Genomic DNA, 24,158 nt, shown 5'->3' with positions numbered 1-24,158 from the left:
ACCATCTGGTAGAATGATGGCGTCCCGCGTTTCGGATGTCAAGGCGAAGGCCAAAGCCCCTGGTGAAGTGATTGCGGTCCCCGCAGCCCTTGGCTCATCGCAGAGAGCGATATCATCGTTCCGATGGACATCTCGAACATTCTGGACCCGGGAACGCGGCAGGCGTGGCGTGCGTGGTTGGAGGCGAACCACACACGCTGCGTTGAGATCTGGCTCCTGCTGCGCCGTGAACGGCCTTCGCGCCTCACTTACCTGGAAGCTGTCGAGGAAGCGCTGTGTTTCGGCTGGATCGATGGCCTTGCCAAGAAGCACGGGAACGCGACAGCCCAGCGTTTCACACCGCGCCGGCCCCGCAGCCACTGGACCGAGCTCAACAAGGAACGCGCGCGCCGGTTGATCGCGGCGGGCAAGATGACCGAGGTAGGCCTGCAAAAGCTACCCGACCTGAGCGAACGAGAGGTGCAGGTGCCTGATGACGTGCGCCAACGGCTGGAAGCCGAGCCGGGCGCCTGGCTGTTCTTTCAGGGCTGCCCCCCGTTGTACCAACGGGTGCGGCTCGGGTACATCGAAGACGTGCGAAAGCGCGACCCAAAGGAGTTCGAGAAGCGACTCTCGCACTTCGTCCTCAAGAGTGGGAAGCGCCAGCTGTTCGGCAACTGGGACGACAAGGGCCTGCCGCGCTCTGACGAGTGATGCCTGGCCGGGACGGAGGCTCGAGAACCCGCCTGCGAGTTCAAAGGGGCGCTACGACGGGCAGGGCTTCGCGTGAGAGCTGCAGGGGGTCGTCGGATTTCGTGTGGAACGGCCGTAGACGAAAGCTGTATTCGTAGCGGTCAAACGGCAACACGTGGGGGGGCAACGGCCGGGCTCCCCAACTGTTTTCCCCGCCGAGGCCCATCTGGCGGTGGTCGATGTTCAGCGTCGTGAAGTTGCGGCGCGGAAGCTCCCACCCATGCTTTACGCTTTGAAGGTCCGCCGTCGTGAAGGGCAGGGCGTTCACGTTCAGCAAGGAAGTCGTCGCTGCGGCCAAGAGACCTACGCCCTTGTCATGTATCAGGGCGGCCCACCGGACGTCCGTTTTGTTGCCCGTTTCGCCGGGCTCCGCATAGTTGAAGTACTGTGAGGCAACGCTGCCGCTGTACATCCCCACGGGGGCGTCTTTGCGATCGGAATACGTTTCGTGAGGCCCGCGGCCGAACCAGCGCAAGAGATCGAAGCCCGGCGCGAGCGCCATTTGCATGCCCACGCGCGGCATCATGGGGACGGCAACCGGAACGGCCTGTGGCAGTGGCTCCATCGTGAACTTCACGTGCACGTCGGCGGAAGGATAAACATCGTATCGGATGACCAGGCGCGCGGGCACCTCCTTCAAGGTGGCTTGGGTCACAACGCGCACGGCACCGTGATGGACCCGCTCTGCGGCCACGCTGTGCGCTTTCATGGTGTTTCCGCTCCATACGCCCAAGGCCGTCGCCATGTCGAATCCGCGGTCGTTGTCGGTAGGCGCTCGCCAGAAGTGCGGCAGCAATGGCGCCTTCATCAGTTCCAAGCCGGCGAACACAAACGAGTGCAGGGCGGCATCGTTTTTGCGGAAAGTCAAAGAGAAGTCTTTGCCATCGACATAAACGGCCGCATCATCGCTGCGGGTCGTGACGGTGCCTTTCATGGCGGTTTCACGTCGTGGCGCCTGCACGGGCAGCTTGAACTGCTCCCACGCCAAAGGGAATCCCGCTCGAGCCCACGGGGTGTCGTTCGCCAGTTTGAAACTGAAGTTCACGAAGTACTCGACGCCCGGCTCGGGCACGATCGCCTTCCAGGAAAGAGGGATCGTGCGAGAGTCTCGGTATCCCAAGTCCAGCGGCGGTAAAGCCCCCCGGGCAATCACTTTGGCATCAGCCGTGAGCGTGAAGCTTCCCTCGAACACCTGCTTGGGGTTCATGAAATCGAACCAATTTTTGAAGGTGAAGGAACCACCCGCCTCGTTCAGTGCTTGTGCCTGAACCTGAATGTACTGGTAGGCTTTTTTGAACTCAGGGACCTGCGGCGTGGGTGAGCGATCGGCTTGTACGATTCCGTTGTGGCAAAAGTTATCGTCGCTGGGTACGCCCGGGGGGCCAAAGTCGCCGCCGTAAGCCCAGAAAGACTCTTGGCCCGGCACGCCCCTCGTGGCGCGGTTTTCGCGTGGGATCGGGGTCCGAATGCCTTGATCCACCCAGTCCCACGTGAACCCGCCCTGTAGCTGTCTGTATTTGTAGAACAGGCCGACGTAGTCGCCAATGCTGCCACCGCCTATTGCCCATGGTGTGCGTGTGTTCGCACAGGATCAGCGGGCGCGGGTGCGGTTCTCGGCCGTAGCGTTCGACCTCTCGCGTCGACATGTACATCGGTACGACGATGTCCGTGTTCGGAGCTTCACCGGCGCCCTCATACTGCACGGGCCGCGTGGGATCGGTCCCCTTGATCCAGGCGTACGTGGTGCGGAAGTTGATGCTGTTGCCTGCCTCGTTACCGAGAGACCAGATGATGACCGAGGCGTTGTTTTTGTTGCGTTCCACCATCCTTTGCGTGCGATCCAGGTGTGCCGCGGTCCAGCGTGGATCCGAGGCCAGATACTGGGCTCCGTGTGATTCTATGTTGGCCTCGTCGACCACGTAGAGCCCGAGCTCGTCTGTCAGATCGTACCAGGCTGCGGCGTTGGGATAGTGTGAGTTGCGGACGGCGTTGATGTTCATCTGCTTCATCAGCGTGATGTCCCGGCGCATGCTCTCGGGCTGCACATAGTGCCCCTTGTCAGCGTCGTGTTCGTGGCGGTTGACACCCTTGATGAGGATGGGGCGACCGTTGACCTGCAAGAGCCCGTTCTTTATCTCGACCTCACGAAAACCGACCTTGCGGGGAATGGCTTCGAGCACTTTGCCTGCAGCGTCACGAAGCACGATCACCAGATCGTAAAGGTGCGGCGCCTCGGCCGACCAAGTCCGCGGTGCCCGAACGGGTTCGGACATGTCCAGTACAGCAGGCCGATTGGCCATGACCTTGAACTTTTTCGGGCCCAACCTCACAAGCGGTTTCCCACGGTCGAAAAGCTGTGCTTCCACCGTGCCCTCGCGCGTCTCCTCGACGGTTGACCATACATCCGTTCGCACGCGCAGGTCTGCGTCGGCATATCGTTCATCCAGATCCGTGACGATCGTGAAGTCGCGTACATGAACGGGAGCAGGGCTCCACAAATACACATCGCGAAAGATCCCTGACATGCGCCACATGTCCTGATCCTCGAGATACGAGCCATCCGACCAGCGAAACACCTGTACAGCCAAGCTGTTCTTGCCCTTGGGGTTGAGGTGAGGACCAATATCGAATTCGGCCGGCGTGCGGCTGCCTTTGCTGAATCCCACTTCATGCCCGTTGACCCACACGTAAAACGCCGATTCGACCCCCTCGAAGGTGAGGAGGATTTGTCGTCCCTCCCAGCCTGCCGGAACCTCGAAGCTCGTGCGGTACGAGCTGACCGGGTTGTAGCTGTCCGGTACGAAGGGCGGGTTTGCGGGGCCAAAAGGGTACTTGATGTTCGTGTAAATCGGATATCCGTATCCGTGCATCTCGACGTTTGCAGGGACAGGGATGGACTTCCAGTCACCGTCAGCGTAGTCGCTGCGAAAAAAATCGAGCGGACGCTCCGCGGGCGTGGCGACCCAGTGAAACTTCCAAAGGCCGTTGAGCGACCTGAAGAACGGTGACGCTGCGCGGTTGGTGCCGGCCCGTCGCGCCTGCGCTTCGTTCGCAAAAACCATCATCGCGGCGTGCGGTGCCAAACGGTTCCGCCCCGTGAGCGCAGGGTTCAGCCAATCAGCAAGGGGGGCCGCGAACGCGCCCTTCGTAAAGAGACAGCTGCACAGGGTGGCCAAGATCAGGCTACGCATGCCGGGCAAACTACCCGCAATCCCCGCGGGGAGCGACCGGAGCCGAGCAACTTTCGAGGGCGTACGCGCTTGCCTGGGGCACGACCGTGAGCAAGACCACGGAGCAGGGCGCTTGTCGGTTCAGTCGGGTATGTGCTCGGGCAGGGCGAAGAGGGGGGCGAAATCGGCGGACGAAAGGTCGATGCCCAGGTTTTGGGCCTGGCGCAAGGCTTCGGCGTTCTCGGGCACGTTGTGCAGAAACGAAACCCGGTGCGCGGGCTCAGTCAGCAGGTTCACGCGTGCGACCAACCGGCGGGCGTTCGCTTCGGCCACCGCCCGGGCTTCCTCATGCAGGCCGGCGTCTACCAGGCAATCGACGTGGGTGGTCCGCGCCAAAAACTCACCGTCCGTGATGTCCGCGTTGTGCGCTGCCGCGAAGCCTTGACGTGAGATCTCCAGGGCTTCGGCAAGAGCCCCTCGTCTGCGCAGCACCCTCGCCAGGGCGGCGTAGCCCGTGGGGAGGGCCTCCCTGCAGGAAGTCGTCATTCCCGCGAGCGCCTCGCGAGCGATCGCTTCAAGAGAGGCCAGCGGCTCATCAGAGCCCAACGCGAGTTCCGCCAGCACCCAATAAGCCCGAAGCGGGTGCAGAACCATCGATGCCTCCTTTTTGCTGACGTCGATGCCTCCTGCTGCGGCCGCCGCCGCGTCTCGATGACGCCCGGATCCCAAAAGGCGCTGGGCATCGCACAGGGCTACCATCGCTACGAAAGAGGTTGTCCCCAGGGTCTCGCCTAGTTGTGCGGCGTCTCGCAGCGCCTCCGAGGCCTTCGTGTAGAGACCCAAATCAACTAGAAGCGCACCCTCGTTGGAAACGGAAGAAGCCTGCTCTCTCAGGTCTCCTGCTTGCTCGAAGAGCGTGCGAGAGAAACGGTAAGCGCTCAATGCGTGGCTCAACCGCCCTTGCGCGTGCTGGTGCCAGGCTTCCCCCATGGCCAAGTGCGCCTCGAGCAGCACCTTCGATCCGTCTGCCAAAGAACGGATACGGATGGGGGGGCGCTGCGATACGAAACGGTCCAAGCAGAGCTGCGCCTTCGCCCAGGCAACGTAGGCCGCATCGTCTACCGGCTCCGCCTCTGGCTGAATGAGCTCAGCGAGTTCAGCGACTCTTCCCTGATTTCCCATTGCGTACACCAGCACGGCGAGGGCCTCGTAACGTCGCTTGCCCTGTGAAGTCTCGGCCACGTGCCGCAGGAGCTGCTCGGCGTGGGCGTACTCGCCGCGCCAGCAGCGGGCGTCCCCTTCGGCGAGCTCCAGCCGCATGAGCACGTCGGCCTCCGCTCCGAGTGCCTTGCCGCGTTCGGCGTAGGCGATCGTGGCAGGAAGGTCGCTCGCGCGGATGGCCGCCTCTGCCGCTTCTGCGCACCAGCGCGCCGCGAGCTCCCGCGCTCCGCCGCGCTCGAAGTGTTCCACCAGCAGCGCCGCGTTGGGCCGCTCCTGGCCTTGGAGCCAAAGCCCCGCTTCCCGATGTGCCGCCGTGCGATCCGTCTCGGTGAGCGCCTCGTAAGCCGCGTCTCGCAGCAGGGCGTGACGGAAGCTGTACGCGGGCCCGGTGGCGCCAAGGTCTCGTCGATACACCACCTCTTTGTCCGCCAGCATGTCGAGCCACCGCGTGACGTCCTCGTGGTCTGACTCCAACAAAGCGGCAACCCCTGCTTGGGCAAAGTGCTCACCGAACACACTGGCCGCGCGTAACACGCGTTTGGCCTCCTCACCCAATTCGTCGAGCCGTGCCTGCACCATGCCCAGCACCGTCGGGGGTGTTTCCGCCTCCGTCAACGTGCCTTCCTCGGTACGGGTCAGCGCCACGGCGCGCATCAGCTCCTCGAGAAAAAACGGATTGCCGTCGGCCCGTGCGGCCACCCGGCCCACGTCGTTGGCCCCAAGGCCGGGAAACACTTCCCGCACCAGGGCCTCACACACCTTCACGGGCAAGGGCCGCAGGCTCATACGTTCGACGTTACGCGCGGCCCAGAGCCCGGGGAATCGGTGCTCGAGCTCCGGACGCGCGAAGCCCACCACGAACACCGGCAGATCCGCTGCCTGGCGCATCGTCTCGTCGAGCGCTCTCACGCTCGCCCCGTCGCCCCAATGCACGTCCTCCAGCACGATCACCATCGGTGCCGCCTTGGCCTCACCACGCACGTACGAAAGCCACGCCGCGCGCGTCTGATCGGCCATCACGTGGCCATCGCGCCGGGCAAGCGCCAGCGCTGGGATCTCCTCCTCGGGGAAACGCACCCCGGCCAGCTCACCCAAAAACGCAAGCGTTCGCGATCGCTCCCCCCCGGCGTCTCCCTCGAGATGCCGCCCGAGCCGCTCTTCCAACCTGCGGCGCTGTGCCTCGGGCCCTGCGGTTCCTTCCACGCCGGCTTGTGTTCGCAGCATCTCCCCCAAAAGACCCAGGGGGGCGTTCATGCGCAGCGGATCTGCGCGGGCGATCAACGACGTCAGGGTTTGATGGCGCGCTCCCAGCCGTTCGAGCAGCTCGAAACGCAGGCGCGATTTTCCGGCGCCCGCTCCGGCCACCACCAGCGCGGCGCGCGCGGCCGATTCGGACACGCACTCGCCGAAGATGGCCTCGAGGTTCGCCAGCTCACGTTCGCGGCCCACGCAGGGCAACACTTTGCCCAGCACCGTGCGCGGAGGCTCGAGCGACCGTCTCTCGCGCAGCAGGCGGTAGCGCGTGGCATCCCCCTTCCCCTCCTCTGCAAGCTCGAACCGCGTTGCCAGCAAAGCCGCCGTGGCTGCATCCACACGGATCTCGCCGCCACCCGTCTCAGCCAGCAGGTCCGTGGTCACGTCGGCGAGGTCGCGCTCTTTGCCTGTTGCCCCCGTGACCAACTCGCACTGGCCAAGCCCTATGCAGATCGCCCTGGCGGGCATCGCCTCGCGCACCACCAGCGCGCAGCGTGCCGCCTGTACCGCCTGATCCAGAGGTGAGTCCCCGGGCACCGTGAGCAGCAAGGCCCCGTTGAGCAGCGGATGAACGCCTCGCGTGTAGGGCGCCAGCCGTGCCGCTGCGCCCAGCGCCTCGGGTTCGTTTTCCTCTGTGCCCGGTGCCACCAGGACCAAGGCCCGCACCCGCCGTTCGGCATCACCGATCGTCTTGATCCGCGCCCGCGGAGGGGGCGGGGCCCCGCTTTCGAGCTGCGGCAAGAGCGAGGCCAGGCGCAGCGCCACCGCTGCGGCATCTGCCAGGCGCAGCTCGCGCCGCTTCGCCAACAGCCCTTGCATGATCGCCTCGAGCTCGGGGTGGATCCCCCGGCACAGCGCCCCCACCGGCACCTCGTCTTCCACGCAGATCTTCGCGAGCGTGGCCAGCGCGTTGTCGCCCACGAAGTGGGGTTTGCCGGTGAGGCACTCGAGCATCACGCACCCCACGGAAAACAGATCCGCGCGCCCATCGACGTCTCGCTGCCCGCGTGCCTGTTCGGGGGCCATGTACATGGGTGTGCCCACCCAGTGACCGGTTCGCGTGGCGCCCAGCTCGCTCACCCGCCGGGCGATGCCGAAGTCCAGCACCGTCAGGCGCGAAAAGTCGTCGTCCACTACGATCAGGTTTTCGGGCTTGATGTCGCGATGAACGATGCCCGCCCGGTGCGCGGCCGCCAGCGCCTGCAGTATGCGCAACCCAACCTGGACCGTTGGCTTTTCCTGCAAGGGGCTTTGCCGCAGCACCTGCTTGAGCGTTCGTCCTCGCGCAAGCTCCGTGGCCACGTACCGCTCTCCCGCAGGTGTGACCCCGTGATCCACGTAGCCCACGATTGCGGGGTGCCGGAGGCCCGCCAAAACGGCACCCTCACGAATGAAGCGATCCCCCGTCCCGGATCCCCCGAACACCTTGAGCGCCACGGACGCGCCCGTGAGGGTGTCCAAGGCCTCGAAGACGTGGCCAGAGCCTCCGCGCCCGAGAAGGCCCTGCAGCCGGAACCGCTCCGCGAAGAGCGCCCCCACGGCGAGGGAGGGCTGTACCCCCGCGATCCTGCCCACCTGCGTCTCCGTCGCGTGATTCGTCTCGGAGTCGCAGGCCGATTCCGATTCGGCAGAAGACTCGCCCGGCTTTGCTAGTGTCACACCTGGTCCTCGCGGCCCCCGAGGGGGTCAGCCCCGAAAACTAGCTCGTATGGCGTCCGGCGCCAACACCGATCGCCACCGGGGGGGGTGAGGCGCCTCCTTCCGGCGCACCGGCGCACGGTCAGCGGGCAACGATCAGCGGTCCAGGACCAAGCAGAACTTGAGGTTTCCAGCCAAGGGCAGCTCGCAGCTGGGGCCCGTGCGTAGGTTGGTGAGGGTCAGGCCCGCCACCTCCGCAATGTCTTCGTCTGCGGCATCCACGTAATCCTTTCGGAACATGCGCGCGTCGGCACACAAGGGAGACGCGGCGCTCCCCAAGATGGTTTCGGTCGTTTGGTCGTTTACCCACAGGGTGGCTTGGCCTGTAGAGACGTCTCCTTCGCCGAAGGACACCGCGTCTTCAGGTCCCTTGTAGATGATTCTGTAGGTTCCCGCGTCGCCATCGGTCGCGCTCAGCGAGGCAAGCCCGAAGGACCCGTAATCAGGCGCCGAACGCTGAAGGGCCACGACCTCGCCCGCCAGCGTCCCCACGAGGCGGACCAAGTCTTCGCCCTCGACGTGACCTGAAAAGCAATCGTCTGCGAAAACGTGCTCGTCTTCGGTCATCGACTCAGCGGGAACTTCGCAGAAGAGTTGAGCCATGAGGTTGTTGGGGGCGCGCGAGGCGGGCTCGAACATGGAGAGCTGGAGCACGGAAGCAGATAGGTCAGATTCGTCGCAGCTCGCGATGATGCGGTACTTGCCCGCGAGCAACGCGCGCTCAGGGCTCCGAAGTGCGGTGATCTCCTCGGGGGTAAGTTCACCCGGCGCGGAAGCGGCAATCACCGCCTCTCCTTCCTTCACGTAGTAGACGAGGGCATTGGGGACAAGACCGAAGGCGCGATCGGGTGCGGCGAGCAGGAGATCGGGTGTCGGCCCTGGGATGAAGCGGCGGTCGTTGTCGACGTCATCGAACGCAAGGAGGAACCCAATGGCCACCCCCGGCGCATTGGCGAGACCCAAAAAGGATCCGAAAGCCGCAGCGGGCGGTTCGTCGACAAAGTCCAATGTGAACTTCGAGGGGAACGCACCCAAGGTGATTTCGGCGCTTTGCCCGGCGGCGGGCTGGCCGGAGGCCACCGTCATCCAGGCGACGCCCACCCGGGGATGAGCAAGGGGGCTCATCGGCAACGTGCCGGCCAATTCCCCGTTGATCCGGAACAGGGGTTCGCCCTTGTACGTCGCATCCGTGGTTGCGTCGCCGCATCCAGGCAGGATCAGGGCGACAAGGGCCATCACGACCCACGGTGCGGGGTGCAGAGGGCCGGTGAGGGGGGATGTTCGCGAGGCTTCGTCGGGCATGATTTTCGGGCTCCTTTGCCGAGAAAACCCGTAGCGCCCGGTTGCTCGGACACACGTTCCTCATTTTACGCGCAGGCCGAGCGACTCGCCGGAAAACAAAGGGGCGCCCTCCCTGAAGAAGGCGCCCCGAGAGCCGTGCAAGGTGCGGAGACTAGAGACCGGAGACGATCTGCGTCATCACCCCGGACAGGTCGGAGTTGCAGATGCTGTGGACTTGACCCTGGAAGGCCGAGGCGAAGGCGGAGAGCCGCAGGGCAGGGGCAGCGCTCCCGCTCCTGGTCGTGCACACGGGCGAAGCCTCGAGCAGGTTGAGCGTATTCGTCGCGAAAGCGTAGGAAGACGTCCCCTCGGCCCCCATCCCGGAGATCACGGCCACCCGCACCTGCCCTGGGGACTTGAGGGCGCGAATGGATTCCGCGACCTCGCTGACCTTCAGGAGGCCGGTGGGGTTGGGGTTCGCGCTGCAGTTGGCGAGCGGCGTCGAGAAGGATGCAGCCGAGGGCTTCATCCCGTTGCACAGGTGGCCTTCGATCGAGCAGCGCAATGACGGTGCTTGCCCCTCGTAGCTCGTCGAGGCGAAGAGCGGGGAATCAGCGGGCCCCGAGCAGTCATCCTCGTCGGTGAGCATCAGGATGAGCAGGGTTGCATTGGCGCGAAGGAACCCGGCGTTCGTCAGCGTCGTCCCGGCAAGGGCCACACGAACCGACTGGAGCTGGTGCTCGAAACCGCAGCCTTGCGTGCCGAGCTCGACGAGGCACCCCAACACAGTTGCGAGCTCACCGGTATAGTTGCGCAGAGAGCCTTGCTGCCCATGGACGAGGAACCGAGACGTCGTCGGGTCCAGACCACACCCCGTCCTCACCTGGAACTCGCCCCGATCCCCGCCCGGTCGGTTGCAGGCCGGACTGCCCGAAATGATCGTAAATCCGGCCCCCACGTCCGAGCTGATGACCCCCAGGTGCAGATCCAGCCCCGGCCCAAAGCGGGTTTGGAGCGCGGTCACGAAGCCGGGCATCGCGGCTCGTAAAGCTTGTTGCCTTTCCGCCATCGTGGCCGAGTTGTCGACCATCACGAGGATATCGATCGGGTTCGCGATGGCGGGAGTCCCCGGAAGGGGGGCTGACCCGTCAACGCTGACGAGCGGCCCCGCGTCGGGGATCGAGGAGGGTGTACCGGCGTCCGTCGAGACGCTCGTTGAACGACGCAAGCAGCGGCCGCTTTCGCACATGAAGCCGGTGCCAAGACCGGCGCATGCGGCGTCGCTCGTGCAGCCCACCTGACAGCTCGAGGCGACCACCGGTGCTTCGCCGCCGCAGCTTACGCTGGTGGGTGCCGCGCACGATGCAGATGCGGAGAGCGACTGGCAGGTGTTGGCGCCATCGCAGGGCAAGGTGCATACGCCACAGAGGCACGAAAGACCTCCCGGGCAGGAAGACGTGCACACCTCGAGGAAATGGGATTCGCCGTCGATGTCAGCTTCGTTTCTTTGACACCCGGTGAAGGTGCCCAGAAGGGCCAGGCCGGCGGCCAGGGCCCAAGCCCAACGGTCATTGCTCGTCTTCTTCATGTTCTTTCTCCTCAGACGTTTCGGTCACACACTGACCTGCGTAAATCACGACGCGTTGATAAGTTGCGGGCAGCGCCTGCCCCTCGTTGTGCGCGCGCACCTTGGTCCTCAGGGCCGAGTTGCGCGCCCGGAACTCTTCCAAAGTGGCCATCACCTCGGCTTCGTAGGGATGCCCTGGCCACACCTCGAAGGTGTACGTGCTGCCGCCCACGCGATCGCGCAGATGGCTGACGGCACCTTGTTCGAGCTTGGTGCAGATCGTCTTCACCACCGAGTGAAAGTGATCGTACACGGAGGCCTCCCAGCCTTGAGGCGCTCCCGCCGGTACCACGAAGCTGGCCGCTGCGAAGTGCGGGCTTGCCTCGTGCTCGGCCACGAGACGGGTCACACGGCCGGCTGACTCCAGGCGGGTCAAAACGGGCTCGAGGCGCTTGCCAACGCCCGGGAACGCCTCGGCAAGGGCGCTTTGGGAGATGGGTCCCTCGCGGAACACCAGCGCCCACACCAGCTCGTCGAGGCCGGTCTCGGGCGCCGCTTCGGGGGTGGCCGTGGTCTCTGCCTCGGCCAGGCGGTAGCGCGTCACGGGGCCCTGACCGGTCTTGAAGACGAGCCCACTTTCCGCGAGATCGTTCAGCACACCACGGACCAAGGTGGCGTCGTCGGCGCGAAACTTGTCGAGCAGCTCCGCCTGGCTGACCGCACGCTCGGCCGGCACGCTGGCGTAAACCGCTTCCCAGAGGCTCCGGCCCCGGAACGTGCAGCTTTCCTCGAGGCGCCGCAGCTTGCGCTGGTAACTCCGCAAGGCCAGGCCAAACATGTCGGCACTCACCTTGCGGCTGACCCCCTGGGCCTCGAGCTCCCGGGCGAGCTCGAGAAAGACCTGATTGGCAAGATGTGCCAGCGGCGCCCGCACGCCGCCACGGGTGGCGAGCTGGGCGATGAGCACGGTGGTTTGGCGCACGATTGCGTCGATGAGCAGTTGGACGTTCACGGATAAACCTCGACCGTGACTGAGCTTGCCTGCGCGCCTTCCGACCGGGAAGCGGCAAAAAGGTCACCCAGGCGGGCAAGGTGCGGCCGCGTCGCCCGCCGCCTGCAAATGCGTGGACTCGCGCGTGCAAAATGACCAGTACGTCTCGGCGTGCGGAGCCCGACGCGCCTTGCCAGCGGTGTGGCAGGCTGACGAACGCATGCGCCCGTTTTGCGGCCGAGCGGTGTCTCTTTAGAAAGGGGCTAGAGCACAGCGCCCCGAGTGACGAGTTCCCCTTGGCCCCCATGTCCGATGAAGAATTCAGACACCTGTATCGGCTCCGCTCCGTTGCGGTGGCGCGCCGCGCTGCGCGTCTGGTGGGTGATCCCGCCCTGGCCTAGGACCTCATGCACGAGGCCTTCATGGCCCTGCACAGGGTTTGCGAGGAAGGTCGTGTTCCCCATGCCCCTTATCCCTGGCTTTACCGGACCGTCACAAATTTGGCGCTGAACCACATCAGGGACACGCGGACTCACGCGAACAAGCTGAGAAGGGTGGACGGCATGACCGTCACCGAGATCAGTGAGCTGTTGGGCACCTCTCGACGTAGCGTGAATCGAACCCTCCAATAGTACTTCGACGCCGCAGAGCCTCTCGTGGCCCCCCATGGGGAGTCTTCGGGTCTTGACCTCAAGCAAGGAGCAGCCAGGTATGGCGAGGATACCAAGTTTCCCGGGCCGTCCCTGCCGGTTGCCTTTCGCACTTCGCGATCTCGCGGGCGGCAGCCGAGGGCATTCGCGGCGTCTCCGCATCTGCGCAACAACACCTCGAGGCTTTGAACGATGTCGTGGGCTCGTTGGCAACGAGGCTGCAGCGGTCCGGGCGAGACTCGGACAGGGCTTTCCGGCCCGATTGGAAACGGCCCTCGCGGCAGGTCCGCGCCTACGCCCGCGGCGCCCGGGGGTGTTTGGGTCGTGGCCGTGGCTTCAGGCGGCCCGCTTCATCCCCGCGCTCGGCCTTCCGGTCCTGCTCGTCGGCATCGCGGTTTCCGCGTACCGGACGCGCCTTCCCACGGGTGACGCCGTGGAGGTCACCCCGAAGGCCTCTGTCGAGGCCACGCGCACGAAGGGAGCGACCGGTCTGGCGCTCCTGGTGGAATCACCGGAAGACACGAACGGCTTTACCCGCGTGGCCATCGAGCACCTGGGTGAGGAGGCCATCGGGCGCCGGGTTCGTGTGCAGGTGCCCGCGCAGGGAGGTCGCGTCCGCCTCGAGGCGCAGGGCGCGGGCAGCACCTGGGACGTGCTCTATGACGGCGAACTCAAAAGTTAGAATTGAGGGGGCGTGAGGTAACTGGGGCTTCGGTGCTGGGGCACGATTCAGCGGCAAAGTTGCAACGATGCGCTGGATCTTGACGCTGAACGGATGCGCAATTAGTTTTGCGTTATGAATAACTCGGGGTGGCTCAAGTGTGAAAGTGTCGAACGAGGCATGTTCAGCGATGAGATGGCGGTGGTCGTATCAAGAAGCAACGGTACCCGAGAATCGTACTTCGTACCTGCCGAAGACGTAGAGCGTGTGAGAAGCCGCGTGCGTGTGGAATATCGCGCAGTCGGCAATTTGGTATGGGCAACACTGCCTACGTCTGAACCCATCAGCATCCCGGTGAATAAGTCACGGGTTGAATCCAGATGATCTCTCGAACAGTGCCATTTTCGCGGCGCTGGACGAGGGGAGACTCGTAATCGATCCTTGAGTTGGCCAAACTTGGAGTGGATACGGTCGGCAACCGCAGTGCGATGTCCAGCTCAGGCCACTAAAGTGGCTCGGACGTTTCTCGACTCTCGAAAGATGGGTGGACTCTTCTAACGAAACAGACCGCGGTGAGGCACGGCTCCGGAACCATGAAGACGATGGGGATCGACGTCGTGCCGGAAAGCCCATCTCTGCGGCGCCACGAGCAATGATCACGTCCGCAGGGAACGTGGGACCGTGAGAACTCACGCACAGAACAGGAATGAGCACGAGGAACGACCCGGATGCCCAAAGCTTTGCACGTAAGTCTTTTCGAGGCGATTTCGATGGGGCCGCCGCCTCCGGGGAACCTGGCCGTGCCAGTCTTCTCGCAAGGGTCGCTCGACGTGGAGATGTACACGCCTGTAGGATCGGATCCTCAAAGCCCGCATGATCGCGACGAGATCTATGTTGTCGCCCGCGGCACGGGCATCTTCTTCGATGGAATCAGGCGCCAGGAAGTTCAGCCTGGCTCCTTCATCTTTGTGGCCGCAGGACAGAGTCACCGCTTCGAGTCGTTTTCGTCGGACTTTTCCGTCTGGGTCTTCTTCTATGGGCCGTCGGGCGGCGAAGGTCCTGGCCAGGAAGACAAAAAAGGATGAGCACTTCCATCCGCGAAGCCGAATTCGGAGATGTTGTCAGCATCCTCGATTTGGTCAAGCAGTGCATTGAAGGCATGCGTGGAATCGGCATCGAGCAATGGGACGAACTTTATCCAGACCGCCAGACATTGATGGCCGACATCGCGGCTCGTACGGCATTCGTAGCGATTCATGCCGAAAGAGCCGTTGGCGTGATTGTAATTAACGAAATCCAGGAGCACGAATACGCCAGCGTGCTCTGGCAGCACTCAGGTCGCACCGCCGTGATCCATCGACTCGCGGTGGCGCCTCCGTGGGAAGGACATGGGATAGGGCGTGCGTTGATGCGCTTCGCCGAGCGCCGCGCGAGCGCTCTTGGATATGACTCCATCCGCCTCGACGCTTACTGCGGGAACCCACGGGCACTCCGGTTCTATGCGCGTAGCGGCTATTCTCGAGTAGGGCAAGTTAGGTTTCGGAAGGGGCACTTCGATTGCTTTGAGAAGCTCCTTCGCGCGGGGTAACAGAAACCTCTCGCAGGAGGTCCTGGCAACACCGCTCCCGCAACCGCGGTGTCATGAAGTGTCACGTCACATGACCATGGAGGCTCCCCCCTCGGGGTTCAGGCAGTACGCACGCATCTGCTCGTTGGCTCGAGGGTCGGCGCTATAGCCGCTCAGGATGCACAGGATACCCGCAGCGCAGTCTCTTCGCGTTCGGCAGGTCGCCAGATCTTGTCGTACGCAGTGGTCGAGCGCGCAAAGCTCACCCGGGGCACACTGTTCGTCTCGGGTGCAGGGCCCACAACGTTCATTCAAGCAGGCCCGTGCCAGCCCACAATCTCCTGATTCTTCGCAGGGAGGCTGAGCGTCGAGGTCGACAAGCATGCCTTGCCACTCGTCCGATGGTCTCGGATGGAACCTGGGCGGTGAAAGGCTAGTCGCCAACGTCGGCCTGTTTCTCGCGTCTCGAGCGGCCGTTGCGGCTGCCAGAATTGCGCCGTCAGAGAGCTCACAGTTGTAGGCTTCTCCGGGGAAGACGTTGGCAAAGCAATCGTTGCCTACCCGGTAGACGACTTGGCAAGACTGCTTCACGCAAGCGGCGGCTCGAATCCCGACGTCGAACGTTCGCGCGGCGTCCTGTCCGAGTAGCCGCTCTAGCCCGGCGCACGCTGCCTCGCAGGTTGTGGGGTCACCGGGCGAACAACCCGCGAAGGACGCGGGGTTCAACAGGCACGAGTAGCCATCACGACTCTGGACAGTGCAGGGCGCGCCTGCTGGTCCAATGTGCAACGAGCCGCCGCCTTCCAGGGCACAAACGCAAGCGAAACCGCTGGCACTCTCCGAGCCTGCCTGGTTTATGGGTTCGCAACTGGCAGCCTGCACCCGCCGATGCCCGTGTAAGGGTGTTTGCAGGTGGGCCAAGGTTTCCCGGTACGCGTTTTCGCAGGACGAATCCTCCAAGCATTCGGCTGCCCCAATCGATCCTGTCTGACCGTTTTCGGGGGCCGTGCTGCTGGTAAGGGACGAATGGCAGCCCTGGCTCAGCATCGTGACCAAGAGGAATGCGACCACTGCGTTCTTCATGCATTCGAGTATCTGCGACGACTCGACCGAAATCTAGATCGCAACACCACATACTCACTAGCCATTCGCAGCAAATAGGCTACTTTTTGATAGTGATCATCCGTTGGGACAAACTCGCGTCGGAGCTCCTGCGCGCGTTGCGTGGCAGGCGCTCTCGGGCGGCCCTGGCCCGGCGCTTGGATACCAGTCCCAACGTGATCTACATGTGGGAGAAAGGGGCCCGGGCCCCGAAGGCCAGTGTGCTGTTCAAACTGGCCGCAGCGGCGCGGGTCGATGTGAGAGGAATCGCAGCAGTCCTGGCTCCCGCGGATTCCGTGTGCCGCGACTTCGCTCACTGGCAGGCGGAAGACACATCTCGTCTGCTCGAAGTCCTTACCAAGCAAGCCACTACGGCACACATCGCCAAAGTGGTGGGAGTGGATCGCAGCACGGTCAAGCGATGGCGTGCTGGCCTCAGTGAACCTCGCCTGCCGGAGCTTCTACTCATCGTTCATGCATTCAGCCACCGCCTGATCGACTGGCTGGACGCGCTTGTGGATGCTGGAAAGCTCATGGAAGTCAAGGTGCTGCACCGGGCCGTCGAAGCGCAACGCGACCTCGCCTACGCGCATCCTTGGAGCTCTGCCGTGCTGCGTGCGCTCGAGCTCAAGCCATGCGGGACGAACCAAGTCGCGCAGATTGCGCAAGCCATAGGACAAGAGCCGACCAACGTACGCGACTGCCTTAGACACCTCGAGCGGGCGCAACAAGTCCGACGAATTCGAGGGCGCTGGGTGGCTCAAAACGTGATCACCGTCGACACCGGGACAGATCCGCACGGCAACCTCGCACAGAAACGTCACTGGGCCGAAGTGGCAGTGAAGAAACTCCAGGGATTCGATGGCAGGGGTGAGTCTCTGTTTTCGTACAACGTCGTCGCCGTGTCATCAGAGGATCTGCAACGGATCAGGCAAGCGCACGTTGCTTTCTTCGAGCAGGTCCGCAGCATCGTTGCGGAGTCGCGCGCTGCGGACCACGTGGCCCTACTGAACGTGCAATTGGTTCTCCTGGGCGAAAGAAGCTAGCCGTGAACGCTTCGTTTGGTGACGCGCGCCGACCATGTTCGTCCAGTCGACGCTGGCCCCCCCTTCGCCCACGGCCCGCACCCTCGCGAGAGGGCCGGGCCGCCCGCGAGGTGGGACCGAACGGCATCAACTCATCGATGGGCGGTGGCCGGCCTTTGCTCTCTGCGGATCACCGCGGACTCACCCCGGCTGGGTATCAGCGACGCAACCACCACGGCCAAGCCGACCAGGGCATGATTCCAAACCGTGCCGTCGGAGATGCTGGGCAATGCCCAGGCCGAGATGAAGAGCCAAGCCCCTAGCGCCGTGTTGAAGAAGCGTGCCGCCGGCGTCGACAGACTCACGGCCGCCACGATGACCGTGGCCAGACCTACGAGCCAGCTGTTGGTGTATTGCGCGTCGCTGTGAATCCACAAGAACGTTGACAAGAACAGCCAGGCCCCGAGCGCAATGTTCACGTAACGTGCAGCTTTGTTTTCCATGTTTTATCCCTCCTGCCCTCGATCCACCCTGCAAGCCCCTTACCGGAGTTGCTGAACCGCGGGCGCCAACGCCCGCAGGGGCGCCTTCGCCGGTGCCGGAGGGCGTTGTGATCCCATCCACGCGCTCAGAGGCTGCGACGTAACGTGCCTTTGCCCCGCAGAACGCCGGAGAGCTGACCCGAGGGATTTTGGCTTTAAAAGCCGCCCAGGCGATCCAGCTGCTTTTCGACCGCGGGGCGATCGGGCGCATCCGTGGGCGCCAGCGCCAGATACTTCGTCAAGGCGTCGCGCGCGCTCTTCTTCGAGCCCGCCTGCAGCTCGGCATAACCTAGCTGAAAATAGACGTCGGCCGCCCAGGGACGATCCTGCGGCGCCCCGGCCGCCGCGCGGCGCAGATAATCGAGCGCCGGCTTGATCTGGCCACGGTCCATCTCGAGCCGCCCCAGCTTGTAGAGCCCCTCGACGTTCTTGGGTTGAAGCCGGACCACCTGGCGCCACGCTTCGGCAGCCTTGTCGGTTTCACCGAGCACGTCGTGGGCGTTTCCCTTCATCAGGAACGCCTCCCACATCTCGGGATCGATCCGCACGGCGGCGTCGAAATCCACGATCGCCTGATCGGCCTTCGAGCGCTTGAGGAGCAGCCGCCCGTGTTCGAGATGTCCCTCAGCCAGCGCGAACGCCTCGCGGAACGCCACCAGGGCATCGTCTTCCTTGCCAGCCGCCCCGAGCACCCGCCCGTAAGCCAGCTGCACTTCGGGCGTGTTCTCGTAGCCGGTGGCGCGGCGGTACTCGGCGAGCGCTTTGCCGAGATCGCCCTGGCGCTCGCGCAGCCGCCCGAGCGAATAGAGCGCGCCCGGGGTGGAAGGGCTCTCTTCCGAGACCTTCACGAGGTGCGACGCGGCCAGGTCCAGCTTGCCCATGTCGAGCGCCAGCTGCCCCAGCGCCACGTGCACCTCGGGACCTGCCTTGCCGGTGGCCAGCGCCGCCTCGAAGTGGGCCAGCGCCTCGTCCTTTTCGCCCAGCCGTAACGCGAGGCCCGCGAGCCGTTCGTGGATGCCGTCTGTGTCGGGACTTTGCGTGAGCAGCTCGTCGAGCTCGAGCTTGGCTTCACCCACACGCCCTTGCGCCTCCAGGGCAGACGCCAGACCCAACCGGGCGGCCGCCAGCGTGGGCTCTGCCGCCAAAGCCTTGCGAAACACGTCCTCGGCCCGGTGGGCCTGCTTGGCGACGATGAGGGCTTGTCCCCACGCCAGCTGCAGCGACGTGGGCGGGGCGCCGGCGTCCTCGGCGGCCTTGAGCACCTTGAGGGCCTCGGGCGCACGCTGGCTCTTCTGCAAGAGCGACGCGAGCCTGAGCGTGGCGGGCACGAAGGACGGCGCGCGGGAGAGCGCTTCCTGGTATTGCGCCAGAGCCCCCTTGTGATCGGGGTTCACGGCCTCTTCGGCCGCCCAGGCCCTAAAGAAGGGGCCCCGCGGATCCTGAGGCGCTTTGAGCACCGCCTTGTCGACCTGCGCCAACCCTTCGGTGACCCTGTGGGTAGCAATGAGCGCGCCACCCCACGTGAAGAGCCCCTCGGCCGTTTTGACGGCTTCGCCCGCCACGCTCTGCACCCGCGTGAGAGCGTCGTTGTAGCGGCCTTCGGCAAGCAGGCTTTCGGCCAGCGCGATCGTGGCCTCGGCGTTGCCCGGGTCAGCCGCCAGAGCCCGCGTAAACGCCTTGGGCGCCGCGTGGTGACGCCCCAGCCCTGCGGCGGTTTTGCCGAGCAGCACCAGCACGCCGGCCACCTCGGCGCCCGACGCGGCGCCAGGGTTCGCCCCCGCCAGCTTTTCGAGCTTCTCGAGGAGCTCCGTGGGCGGCAAACCCGCGGTGCGTAGCGCGCCCAGCGCGGCGCCGAGATGTTGCGGGTTGCGTGCGAGCACTTTTTCGTAGAGCGCATGCGCCTTCGCGGCCTGCCCCGCCGCCTCGAGCGCCTTGGCGCCCAGGTACGGCGGCAGCAAACGCCGAGGCTCTTGTGAAGCCGCCACCTCGAAGGTGCCTGCCGCGGCCGCGGGGTTGCCGGTAGCGAGCTGCTTGAGCCCCACGATCAGGCGGGCGCCGGGGGAATCCTCGATCCCCGCCAAGAGCGCGTCGACGCCCCTTAACTTGCCCTGGGCCAGCTCGGCCAGTGCGCGCGCCCGACGCTCGCTTGCGGAAGGCTCGTCGGCTGGCAGGATTTGGCTCAAGTGCTGCGCCGCCTCCGTCACCAGCGCCTTCGGGGCCTCGCGGCCGAGGCGGGCCAGCAGCAAGAGCTCGGCGGCCCCGGCGCGCAGCCCGTCGGCGTGCGATTCCTGCGCGGCTTGCTGCACCAGTGCGGTGGCGGCGGCCTGGTAGGCGGGGAAGGTATCTGATTCGAGCTGCGGCAGGAAAGGCGCCAGCACGGCCTCGGGGGCGGGGCCCGCGGTGAGCTTCGGAACCAGCACCAGCAGCACCCCGGCCAGGAGCGCCGCCGCGCCCGCACCCGCGGCTACCAGCAGCGCGGGCTTGGGACGGGTCCGCGGCTTCGGCGCGGTGGAGGGCAGAGGTGCCTCCCGGTGCGGCGCCAGTTCGGGCAGGGCGTCTTCCAGAACGCCCATCGCGTTCACCTCGATCGCGGGCAGCGCGGAGGAAGGCACGATGGCCGCAACGGGCGACGTGGGTGACGGCGCCTCGGCCCCCTCGATGTCGAGCCTGAAGCCCAGGCCCCCGTCCACCGCCTCGAGCCCCAAGCTGGCAGGGATGCCGGGCGTGCGGAAGGCGGCGGCCAGCCCGGCGGCCGAAAGGGGCGCCGCCCTCGTGATGTCGTCCAGGAGGTCGAGATCGAGGCCCGGGTCCTCTGCGCTGCTGAACGCGCTTTGCTGCGGGCCGGGGCCGGCCGGGAGGGCTTCGTCGGGGCTGAGATCGAAGCTGAGCCCGGGGTCGTTGAGATCCAAAGGCGCAAGCGGGCTGTTGGCGGGCGCCAAGTCGGGCGCGGGGGTACGTTCGACGCTGAGGTTCAGGCGAGCCAGGGCCACCGGGGTGGCCGGGGGCACGGCCGAAGCCCGTGGCACCGCCGAGCGGGGCGCGGGCAGGTTCGGGTTGGCGACGGCCTCGCGGGGGGCCGGCAGGTTCGGGTAAGGGACCGCGGAGCGGGGCGCGGGCAGGTTGGCGAGGCCAGGCGCCTCGCGGGAGGCGGGCAGATTCGCCAGACCCACGGCCTCGCGGGGGGCGGGCAGGTTAGAAAGGCCCACGGCCTCGCGGGGGGCGGGCAGATCGGAGGGGGGCGCGGCGTCGCGGACCACGGCCAGCCACGGCGAGGACGCCGGTGGGCCCGGGGGAAGCGGCAGGCCGGGGGCCGCGGGCAGGGACACGGGCGCCGAAGGCATCACGGCCTGCCGGGAGACGGGCAGGTTGGGGGGCGGCACGGCGGCGCGGGAGGCCGGCAGATCCGGGGGCGGCACGGCGGCGCGGGGGGCCGGCAGGTTTGGCGGGGGCACCGCCTCGCGGGGAGCCGGCAGATTCATGGGCACGGGGCCGCGGGGGGCGGGCAGGTTCATCGGCAGGCCCATGGGCACCGGAATGCTCTCGCGGGCAGCGGGCAAGTTGGGGGGCGGGACGGCTTCGCGGGGCGCGGGCACGTCGGGATCTCCCCCCACCCCCGAGAGGGTGGGCCGATGGGGAGGAACCAGCGGGGGCGCCACCCCCAGGGAGGGCGAGGGGATGGCTTCGCGCGGCGCGGGCAGGTTGCTGGTGCTCCGCGGGCGTCCGGGCAGCTCCGGGTCCTGGCGGCTGCCTGCGACCAGCGCCGCGGCGCCGCCTGCCAAGACCCGCTCGGGCAGCGGCTGGGGGCGTCCCTTCGCGGAGAAGACGTGCTGGCACGCGACGCACTTGTGATGTTCGTCGGCGTTATTGGGCGCCGCCGGTTGAGCGCGGCCGCACTTTGGGCAGAAGACTTGAACTGACACCGCGAAACCGTCCCCCGAGAGGTGAGGGGCCTTGGGGAGGCCCGAGGCCCGAGCCAAAGTTCGGGGGTTTTCCGCCCCTTCTTTAGCCCCGGGCGCCCCTTCCGCCGCCCTGCGGCCGCACGGGCCCTGCCTGGCCAGGGCGGTTCGTGTCATGTGCGGCACCGCGCGGGAGGCGGCGCGCCCCCGGACCTGCAAGACGAGGCTTGGAACCGTGTGTTCCGCCTGTTAAAACGGGCGCGTGACTCGGCAAGACTACACGCTGCAAGAGGTTCAAGCGCTCTACGACCTGCCTTTGCCTCGCCTCATCCGGCAGGCGCAGGCCGTGCACGAGGCGCATCACAGCCCCGAGGAGGTGCAGCTTTGTACCCTCTTGTCGGTCAAGACGGGCGGATGCGCCGAGGACTGCGCCTACTGCCCCCAGTCCTCGAAGTACGAAACCGCGGTCGACCCGCAGCGCATGCTGAAGGTGGACGAGGTGCTCGATTCGGCGCGCCGGGCGCGGGAGGCCGGTGCCACCCGCTTCTGCATGGGCGCCGCCTGGCGCGAGGTGAAGGAAGGCCCAGCCTTCGATGCGGTGCTCAGCATGGTGCGCGGCGTGCGGGAGCTGGGCATGGAGGCGTGTGTGACCCTGGGCATGCTGACCGAGGCGCAGGCGCAGCGGCTGGCCGACGCGGGGCTCACCGCCTACAACCACAACCTGGACACCTCGCGCGAGTTTTACGGGAAGATCATCAGCACCCGGACCTACGAGGATCGCCTCACCACCATTCGCAACGTTCGCAAGGCCGGTGTCACCGTGTGTTGCGGGGGCATCATCGGCATGGGCGAGTCGGTCCGCGACCGGTGCGCCATGTTGATGACGCTGGCGAATCTGGACCCGCAGCCCGAGAGCGTGCCCGTCAACACGCTGGTGCCCGTGGAAGGCACGCCGCTGGCGGCGCTGCCGGCCACCGATCCGCTCGACCTGGTGCGCACGATCGCCGTGGCGCGCATTCTCATGCCCCAGGCGAAGGTGCGTCTATCGGCGGGGCGCACGGGGCTGTCACGCGAAGCGCAGCTTCTGTGCTTCCTGGCCGGTGCCAACTCGGTGTTCTACGGCGAGAAGCTGCTCACCACGGGCAACCCCGACGTGGAACAGGATCAGGCGCTGCTGCGGGACGCGGGCATGCGCCCGGCTGCGCTCTAAAGGCAGACTGCCCCCCCTCGGGGCTGCGTCACCTGAGGCGGCCTCAGGGGGCCTTGAGCTCTTCGCCGCGCGCCAGCCTGCGCAGGTTGTCCTTGTGGCGCAGCACGATCACCAGGGCGGCGAGGCTGCCGTAGGCCAGCGTGGCCGGGTGGGCCTCGCCGAAGGCGAAGAGGAAGCCCACGAAGGACACCGCACCGGCCAACGAGCCCACCGAGGAAATGCGAAACGCTGCATACAGCAGCACGAAGACGCCGAAGGCACAGAGCGCCGGCAGGGGGGTGAGGGCCAGCGACGCCCCGAGCGCCGTGGCCACGCCCTTGCCGCCGCGCCCCTTGAGGAAGATGCTGAACACGTGCCCGAGAACGGCCGCCAACGCCAGGGCGGCGAGCACCCAGTCGGAGAGCCAGAGGCCCCGCCCCAAGAGCACCGGCCAGGCGCCCTTGGCGGCGTCGACCAGCAGCACCAGAATGCCGAACTTTTTGCCGAGCGCGCGGCCCACGTTGCTGGCGCCCACGTTGCCGCTGCCCACCTGGCGCAGGTCCACGCCGCGGGCGCGGGCCAGGAGAACGCCCGTGGGAAAAGAGCCAGACACGAATGCAGCCACGAGAAACAGGGCCTGGGGAAGCACGGGGCCGCAGCATGGCCCTTGCCCTTTGGGGTGGCAAGGGCGGGGCGCTGCTTCAGAAATCGCCCGGGCGTCCGAACCCATAAGCAGGCACATGCGGGGGTTTTTCTTGGATTGGCGCCGGGCGGGCCTCGCCTTGAGCACGGTGACCCTGATCGCCGGCGCCCCGTTGGGGGGCTGCGCGACAGGGCCCCGGTGGGCCTACGAGGGCCCCGACGGTCCCTCGGCCTGGGGGCAGCTGGATCCTGCGTATGCCGCGTGTGCCTCGGGGCAAAGCCAATCGCCCATCGATATCGTCGAGGTGGTCCCGCGCGACTTGCCCGAGGTCCGGTTTCGCTACGGCACCACGCCCGTGCGGCTCACGAACACGGGGCGCACCGTGGAGCAAACGGTGGCGCCCGGCAGCAGCATCGCCTTCGGTGCCATGACGTTTGCGCTCGAGACGATTCAGTTTCACGCCCCCAGCGAGCACCGGGCCGCAGGCCAGAGCTTCCCGATGGAACTGCAGTGGGTCCACCGAAGCGCCCGTGGCCACCTGGCCGTGGTGGCGGTGATGGTGAAGGAAGGGCGACCGAACCCTGCGTTGGCGATGTTGCTGGGGCGGCTGCCGCGCACCCCGGGGGAAGAAACGGGCGCCGGCCCCCCTCTCTCCCTGGCCTCGCTCTTGCCGAAGGCGCACACGTACATACGCTACACCGGCTCGCTCACCACGCCGCCTTGCTGGGAGAACGTGCAGTGGCTGGTGCTCACGGAGCCGCTCGAGGCCTCGCGCGAGCAGATTGCCTCGTTCACTGCGCTCTACCCGAACAACGTGCGTCCCGTAAAGCCCGTAGGACGACGTACGGTGTTCTTCGACGCCACGCCCTGAGGTCGCAACGGCGCTTCGGCGCACGAGACTTCACCTGGCTGTTGCACGGACGCGCTTCGGGCACGAAGCCGTGATGTCGGAGTTGCCTTGTCGGCAAAC

At 66.0% G+C, this 24,158-nt stretch carries 17 protein-coding genes; 8 read left to right on the top strand and 9 right to left on the bottom strand.

All coding sequences use genetic code 11. From position 1 onward, the window contains the following. Positions 1–123: 123 nt before the first annotated feature. Positions 124–693, top strand: coding sequence for a YdeI/OmpD-associated family protein (locus KA712_12585; protein ID MCG5053792.1), 570 nt, complete (start codon positions 124–126; stop codon positions 691–693). 40 nt (positions 694–733) lie between these two features. Here the strand turns inward: KA712_12585 and KA712_12580 are convergent, their stop codons facing one another. From KA712_12580 to KA712_12555, 6 genes are all read right to left on the bottom strand, one after another. Then, the gene (locus KA712_12580) at positions 734–2,158 is read right to left on the bottom strand and encodes a DUF4981 domain-containing protein (GenBank protein MCG5053791.1); all 1,425 of its coding nucleotides are present in this window, start codon (positions 2,156–2,158) and stop codon (positions 734–736) included. Continuing rightward, on the bottom strand, positions 2,088–3,923 hold the full coding sequence (locus KA712_12575; protein MCG5053790.1) for a hypothetical protein: 1,836 nt from the start codon (positions 3,921–3,923) through the stop codon (positions 2,088–2,090). Before KA712_12575 ends, KA712_12580 begins: the two co-directional genes overlap by 71 nt. Positions 3,924–4,043: 120 nt before the next feature. Beyond that, positions 4,044–8,036, bottom strand: coding sequence for a protein kinase (locus KA712_12570; GenBank protein MCG5053789.1), 3,993 nt, complete (start codon positions 8,034–8,036; stop codon positions 4,044–4,046). A 135-nt stretch (positions 8,037–8,171) separates the two neighbouring features. Beyond that, the gene (locus tag KA712_12565) at positions 8,172–9,377 is read right to left on the bottom strand and encodes a hypothetical protein (protein MCG5053788.1); all 1,206 of its coding nucleotides are present in this window, start codon (positions 9,375–9,377) and stop codon (positions 8,172–8,174) included. Positions 9,378–9,528: 151 nt separating this feature from the next. Then, positions 9,529–10,944, bottom strand: coding sequence for a hypothetical protein (locus KA712_12560; protein ID MCG5053787.1), 1,416 nt, complete (start codon positions 10,942–10,944; stop codon positions 9,529–9,531). Beyond that, positions 10,925–11,935: a hypothetical protein gene (locus KA712_12555; protein ID MCG5053786.1), complete on the bottom strand. Its 1,011-nt coding sequence runs from the start codon at positions 11,933–11,935 to the stop codon at positions 10,925–10,927. The genes KA712_12560 and KA712_12555 overlap by 20 nt, the downstream gene beginning before the upstream one ends. 386 nt (positions 11,936–12,321) lie before the next feature. Here KA712_12555 and KA712_12550 point away from each other — a divergent pair, with 386 nt between their 5' ends. The 5 genes from KA712_12550 (at position 12,322) to KA712_12530 (ending at position 16,939) form a co-directional block, all read left to right on the top strand. Then, positions 12,322–12,546, top strand: a complete 225-nt coding sequence (locus tag KA712_12550; protein ID MCG5053785.1) for a helix-turn-helix domain-containing protein — start codon at positions 12,322–12,324, stop codon at positions 12,544–12,546. A gap of 280 nt (positions 12,547–12,826) precedes the next feature. Beyond that, the gene (locus tag KA712_12545; protein ID MCG5053784.1) at positions 12,827–13,246 is read left to right on the top strand and encodes a hypothetical protein; all 420 of its coding nucleotides are present in this window, start codon (positions 12,827–12,829) and stop codon (positions 13,244–13,246) included. 707 nt (positions 13,247–13,953) lie between these two features. After that, a complete protein-coding gene (locus KA712_12540) occupies positions 13,954–14,310 on the top strand; it encodes a cupin domain-containing protein (GenBank protein MCG5053783.1) in 357 nt (118 codons plus the stop codon). Further along, positions 14,307–14,813 carry a GNAT family N-acetyltransferase gene (locus tag KA712_12535; GenBank protein ID MCG5053782.1) on the top strand — a complete coding sequence of 169 codons (507 nt, stop codon included), beginning with the start codon at positions 14,307–14,309 and terminating at the stop codon, positions 14,811–14,813. The genes KA712_12540 and KA712_12535 overlap by 4 nt, the downstream gene beginning before the upstream one ends. 1,154 nt (positions 14,814–15,967) lie before the next feature. Then, positions 15,968–16,939, top strand: a complete 972-nt coding sequence (locus KA712_12530; GenBank protein MCG5053781.1) for a DUF4423 domain-containing protein — start codon at positions 15,968–15,970, stop codon at positions 16,937–16,939. Between the two features lie 131 nt (positions 16,940–17,070). Here KA712_12530 and KA712_12525 read toward each other — a convergent pair whose 3' ends face one another. Together KA712_12525 and KA712_12520 are read right to left on the bottom strand one after the other, a co-directional pair. Continuing rightward, complete coding sequence (locus tag KA712_12525) at positions 17,071–17,421, bottom strand: SPW repeat protein (protein ID MCG5053780.1); 351 nt, start codon at positions 17,419–17,421, stop codon at positions 17,071–17,073. A 194-nt stretch (positions 17,422–17,615) separates the two neighbouring features. Then, positions 17,616–21,380 (bottom strand): tetratricopeptide repeat protein, encoded by a 3,765-nt coding sequence (locus KA712_12520; protein MCG5053779.1) that lies wholly within the window; start codon positions 21,378–21,380, stop codon positions 17,616–17,618. Positions 21,381–21,618: 238 nt separating this feature from the next. Between KA712_12520 and bioB the strand changes: the two genes are divergently transcribed. After that, entirely contained in the window at positions 21,619–22,566 is a 948-nt protein-coding gene (gene bioB / locus KA712_12515; protein ID MCG5053778.1) for a biotin synthase BioB, read from the top strand. 43 nt (positions 22,567–22,609) lie between these two features. Here the strand turns inward: bioB and plsY are convergent, their stop codons facing one another. Further along, positions 22,610–23,275 (bottom strand): glycerol-3-phosphate 1-O-acyltransferase PlsY, encoded by a 666-nt coding sequence (gene plsY / locus KA712_12510; protein ID MCG5053777.1) that lies wholly within the window; start codon positions 23,273–23,275, stop codon positions 22,610–22,612. Positions 23,276–23,285: 10 nt separating this feature from the next. On the opposite strand from plsY, the gene KA712_12505 reads away from it, so the two are divergent. After that, entirely contained in the window at positions 23,286–24,059 is a 774-nt protein-coding gene (locus KA712_12505) for a carbonic anhydrase family protein (GenBank protein MCG5053776.1), read from the top strand. The last annotated feature ends 99 nt before the right edge of the window (positions 24,060–24,158 follow it).

This window comes from Myxococcales bacterium (genome assembly GCA_022184915.1).
Lineage (GTDB): Bacteria > Myxococcota_A > Polyangia > Fen-1088 > Fen-1088 > JAGTJU01.
Note: the sequence above shows the minus strand (reverse complement) of the source record. Positions and strands in the feature narration are given on the sequence as shown.

Excerpts from the sequence above, each read along its gene's own strand:
- KA712_12525 (MCG5053780.1), bottom strand. The coding sequence starts at position 17,421 with ATGGAAAACAAAGCTGCACGTTACGTGAACATTGCGCTCGGGGCCTGG.
- KA712_12505 (MCG5053776.1), top strand. The coding sequence starts at position 23,286 with ATGCGGGGGTTTTTCTTGGATTGGCGCCGGGCGGGCCTCGCCTTGAGC.
- KA712_12585 (MCG5053792.1), top strand. The coding sequence starts at position 124 with ATGGACATCTCGAACATTCTGGACCCGGGAACGCGGCAGGCGTGGCGT.
- KA712_12565 (MCG5053788.1), bottom strand. The coding sequence starts at position 9,377 with ATGCCCGACGAAGCCTCGCGAACATCCCCCCTCACCGGCCCTCTGCAC.
- KA712_12535 (MCG5053782.1), top strand. The coding sequence starts at position 14,307 with ATGAGCACTTCCATCCGCGAAGCCGAATTCGGAGATGTTGTCAGCATC.
- plsY (MCG5053777.1), bottom strand. The coding sequence starts at position 23,275 with ATGGGTTCGGACGCCCGGGCGATTTCTGAAGCAGCGCCCCGCCCTTGC.
- KA712_12550 (MCG5053785.1), top strand. The coding sequence starts at position 12,322 with ATGCACGAGGCCTTCATGGCCCTGCACAGGGTTTGCGAGGAAGGTCGT.
- KA712_12560 (MCG5053787.1), bottom strand. The coding sequence starts at position 10,944 with ATGAAGAAGACGAGCAATGACCGTTGGGCTTGGGCCCTGGCCGCCGGC.
- KA712_12575 (MCG5053790.1), bottom strand. The coding sequence starts at position 3,923 with ATGCGTAGCCTGATCTTGGCCACCCTGTGCAGCTGTCTCTTTACGAAG.
- KA712_12540 (MCG5053783.1), top strand. The coding sequence starts at position 13,954 with ATGCCCAAAGCTTTGCACGTAAGTCTTTTCGAGGCGATTTCGATGGGG.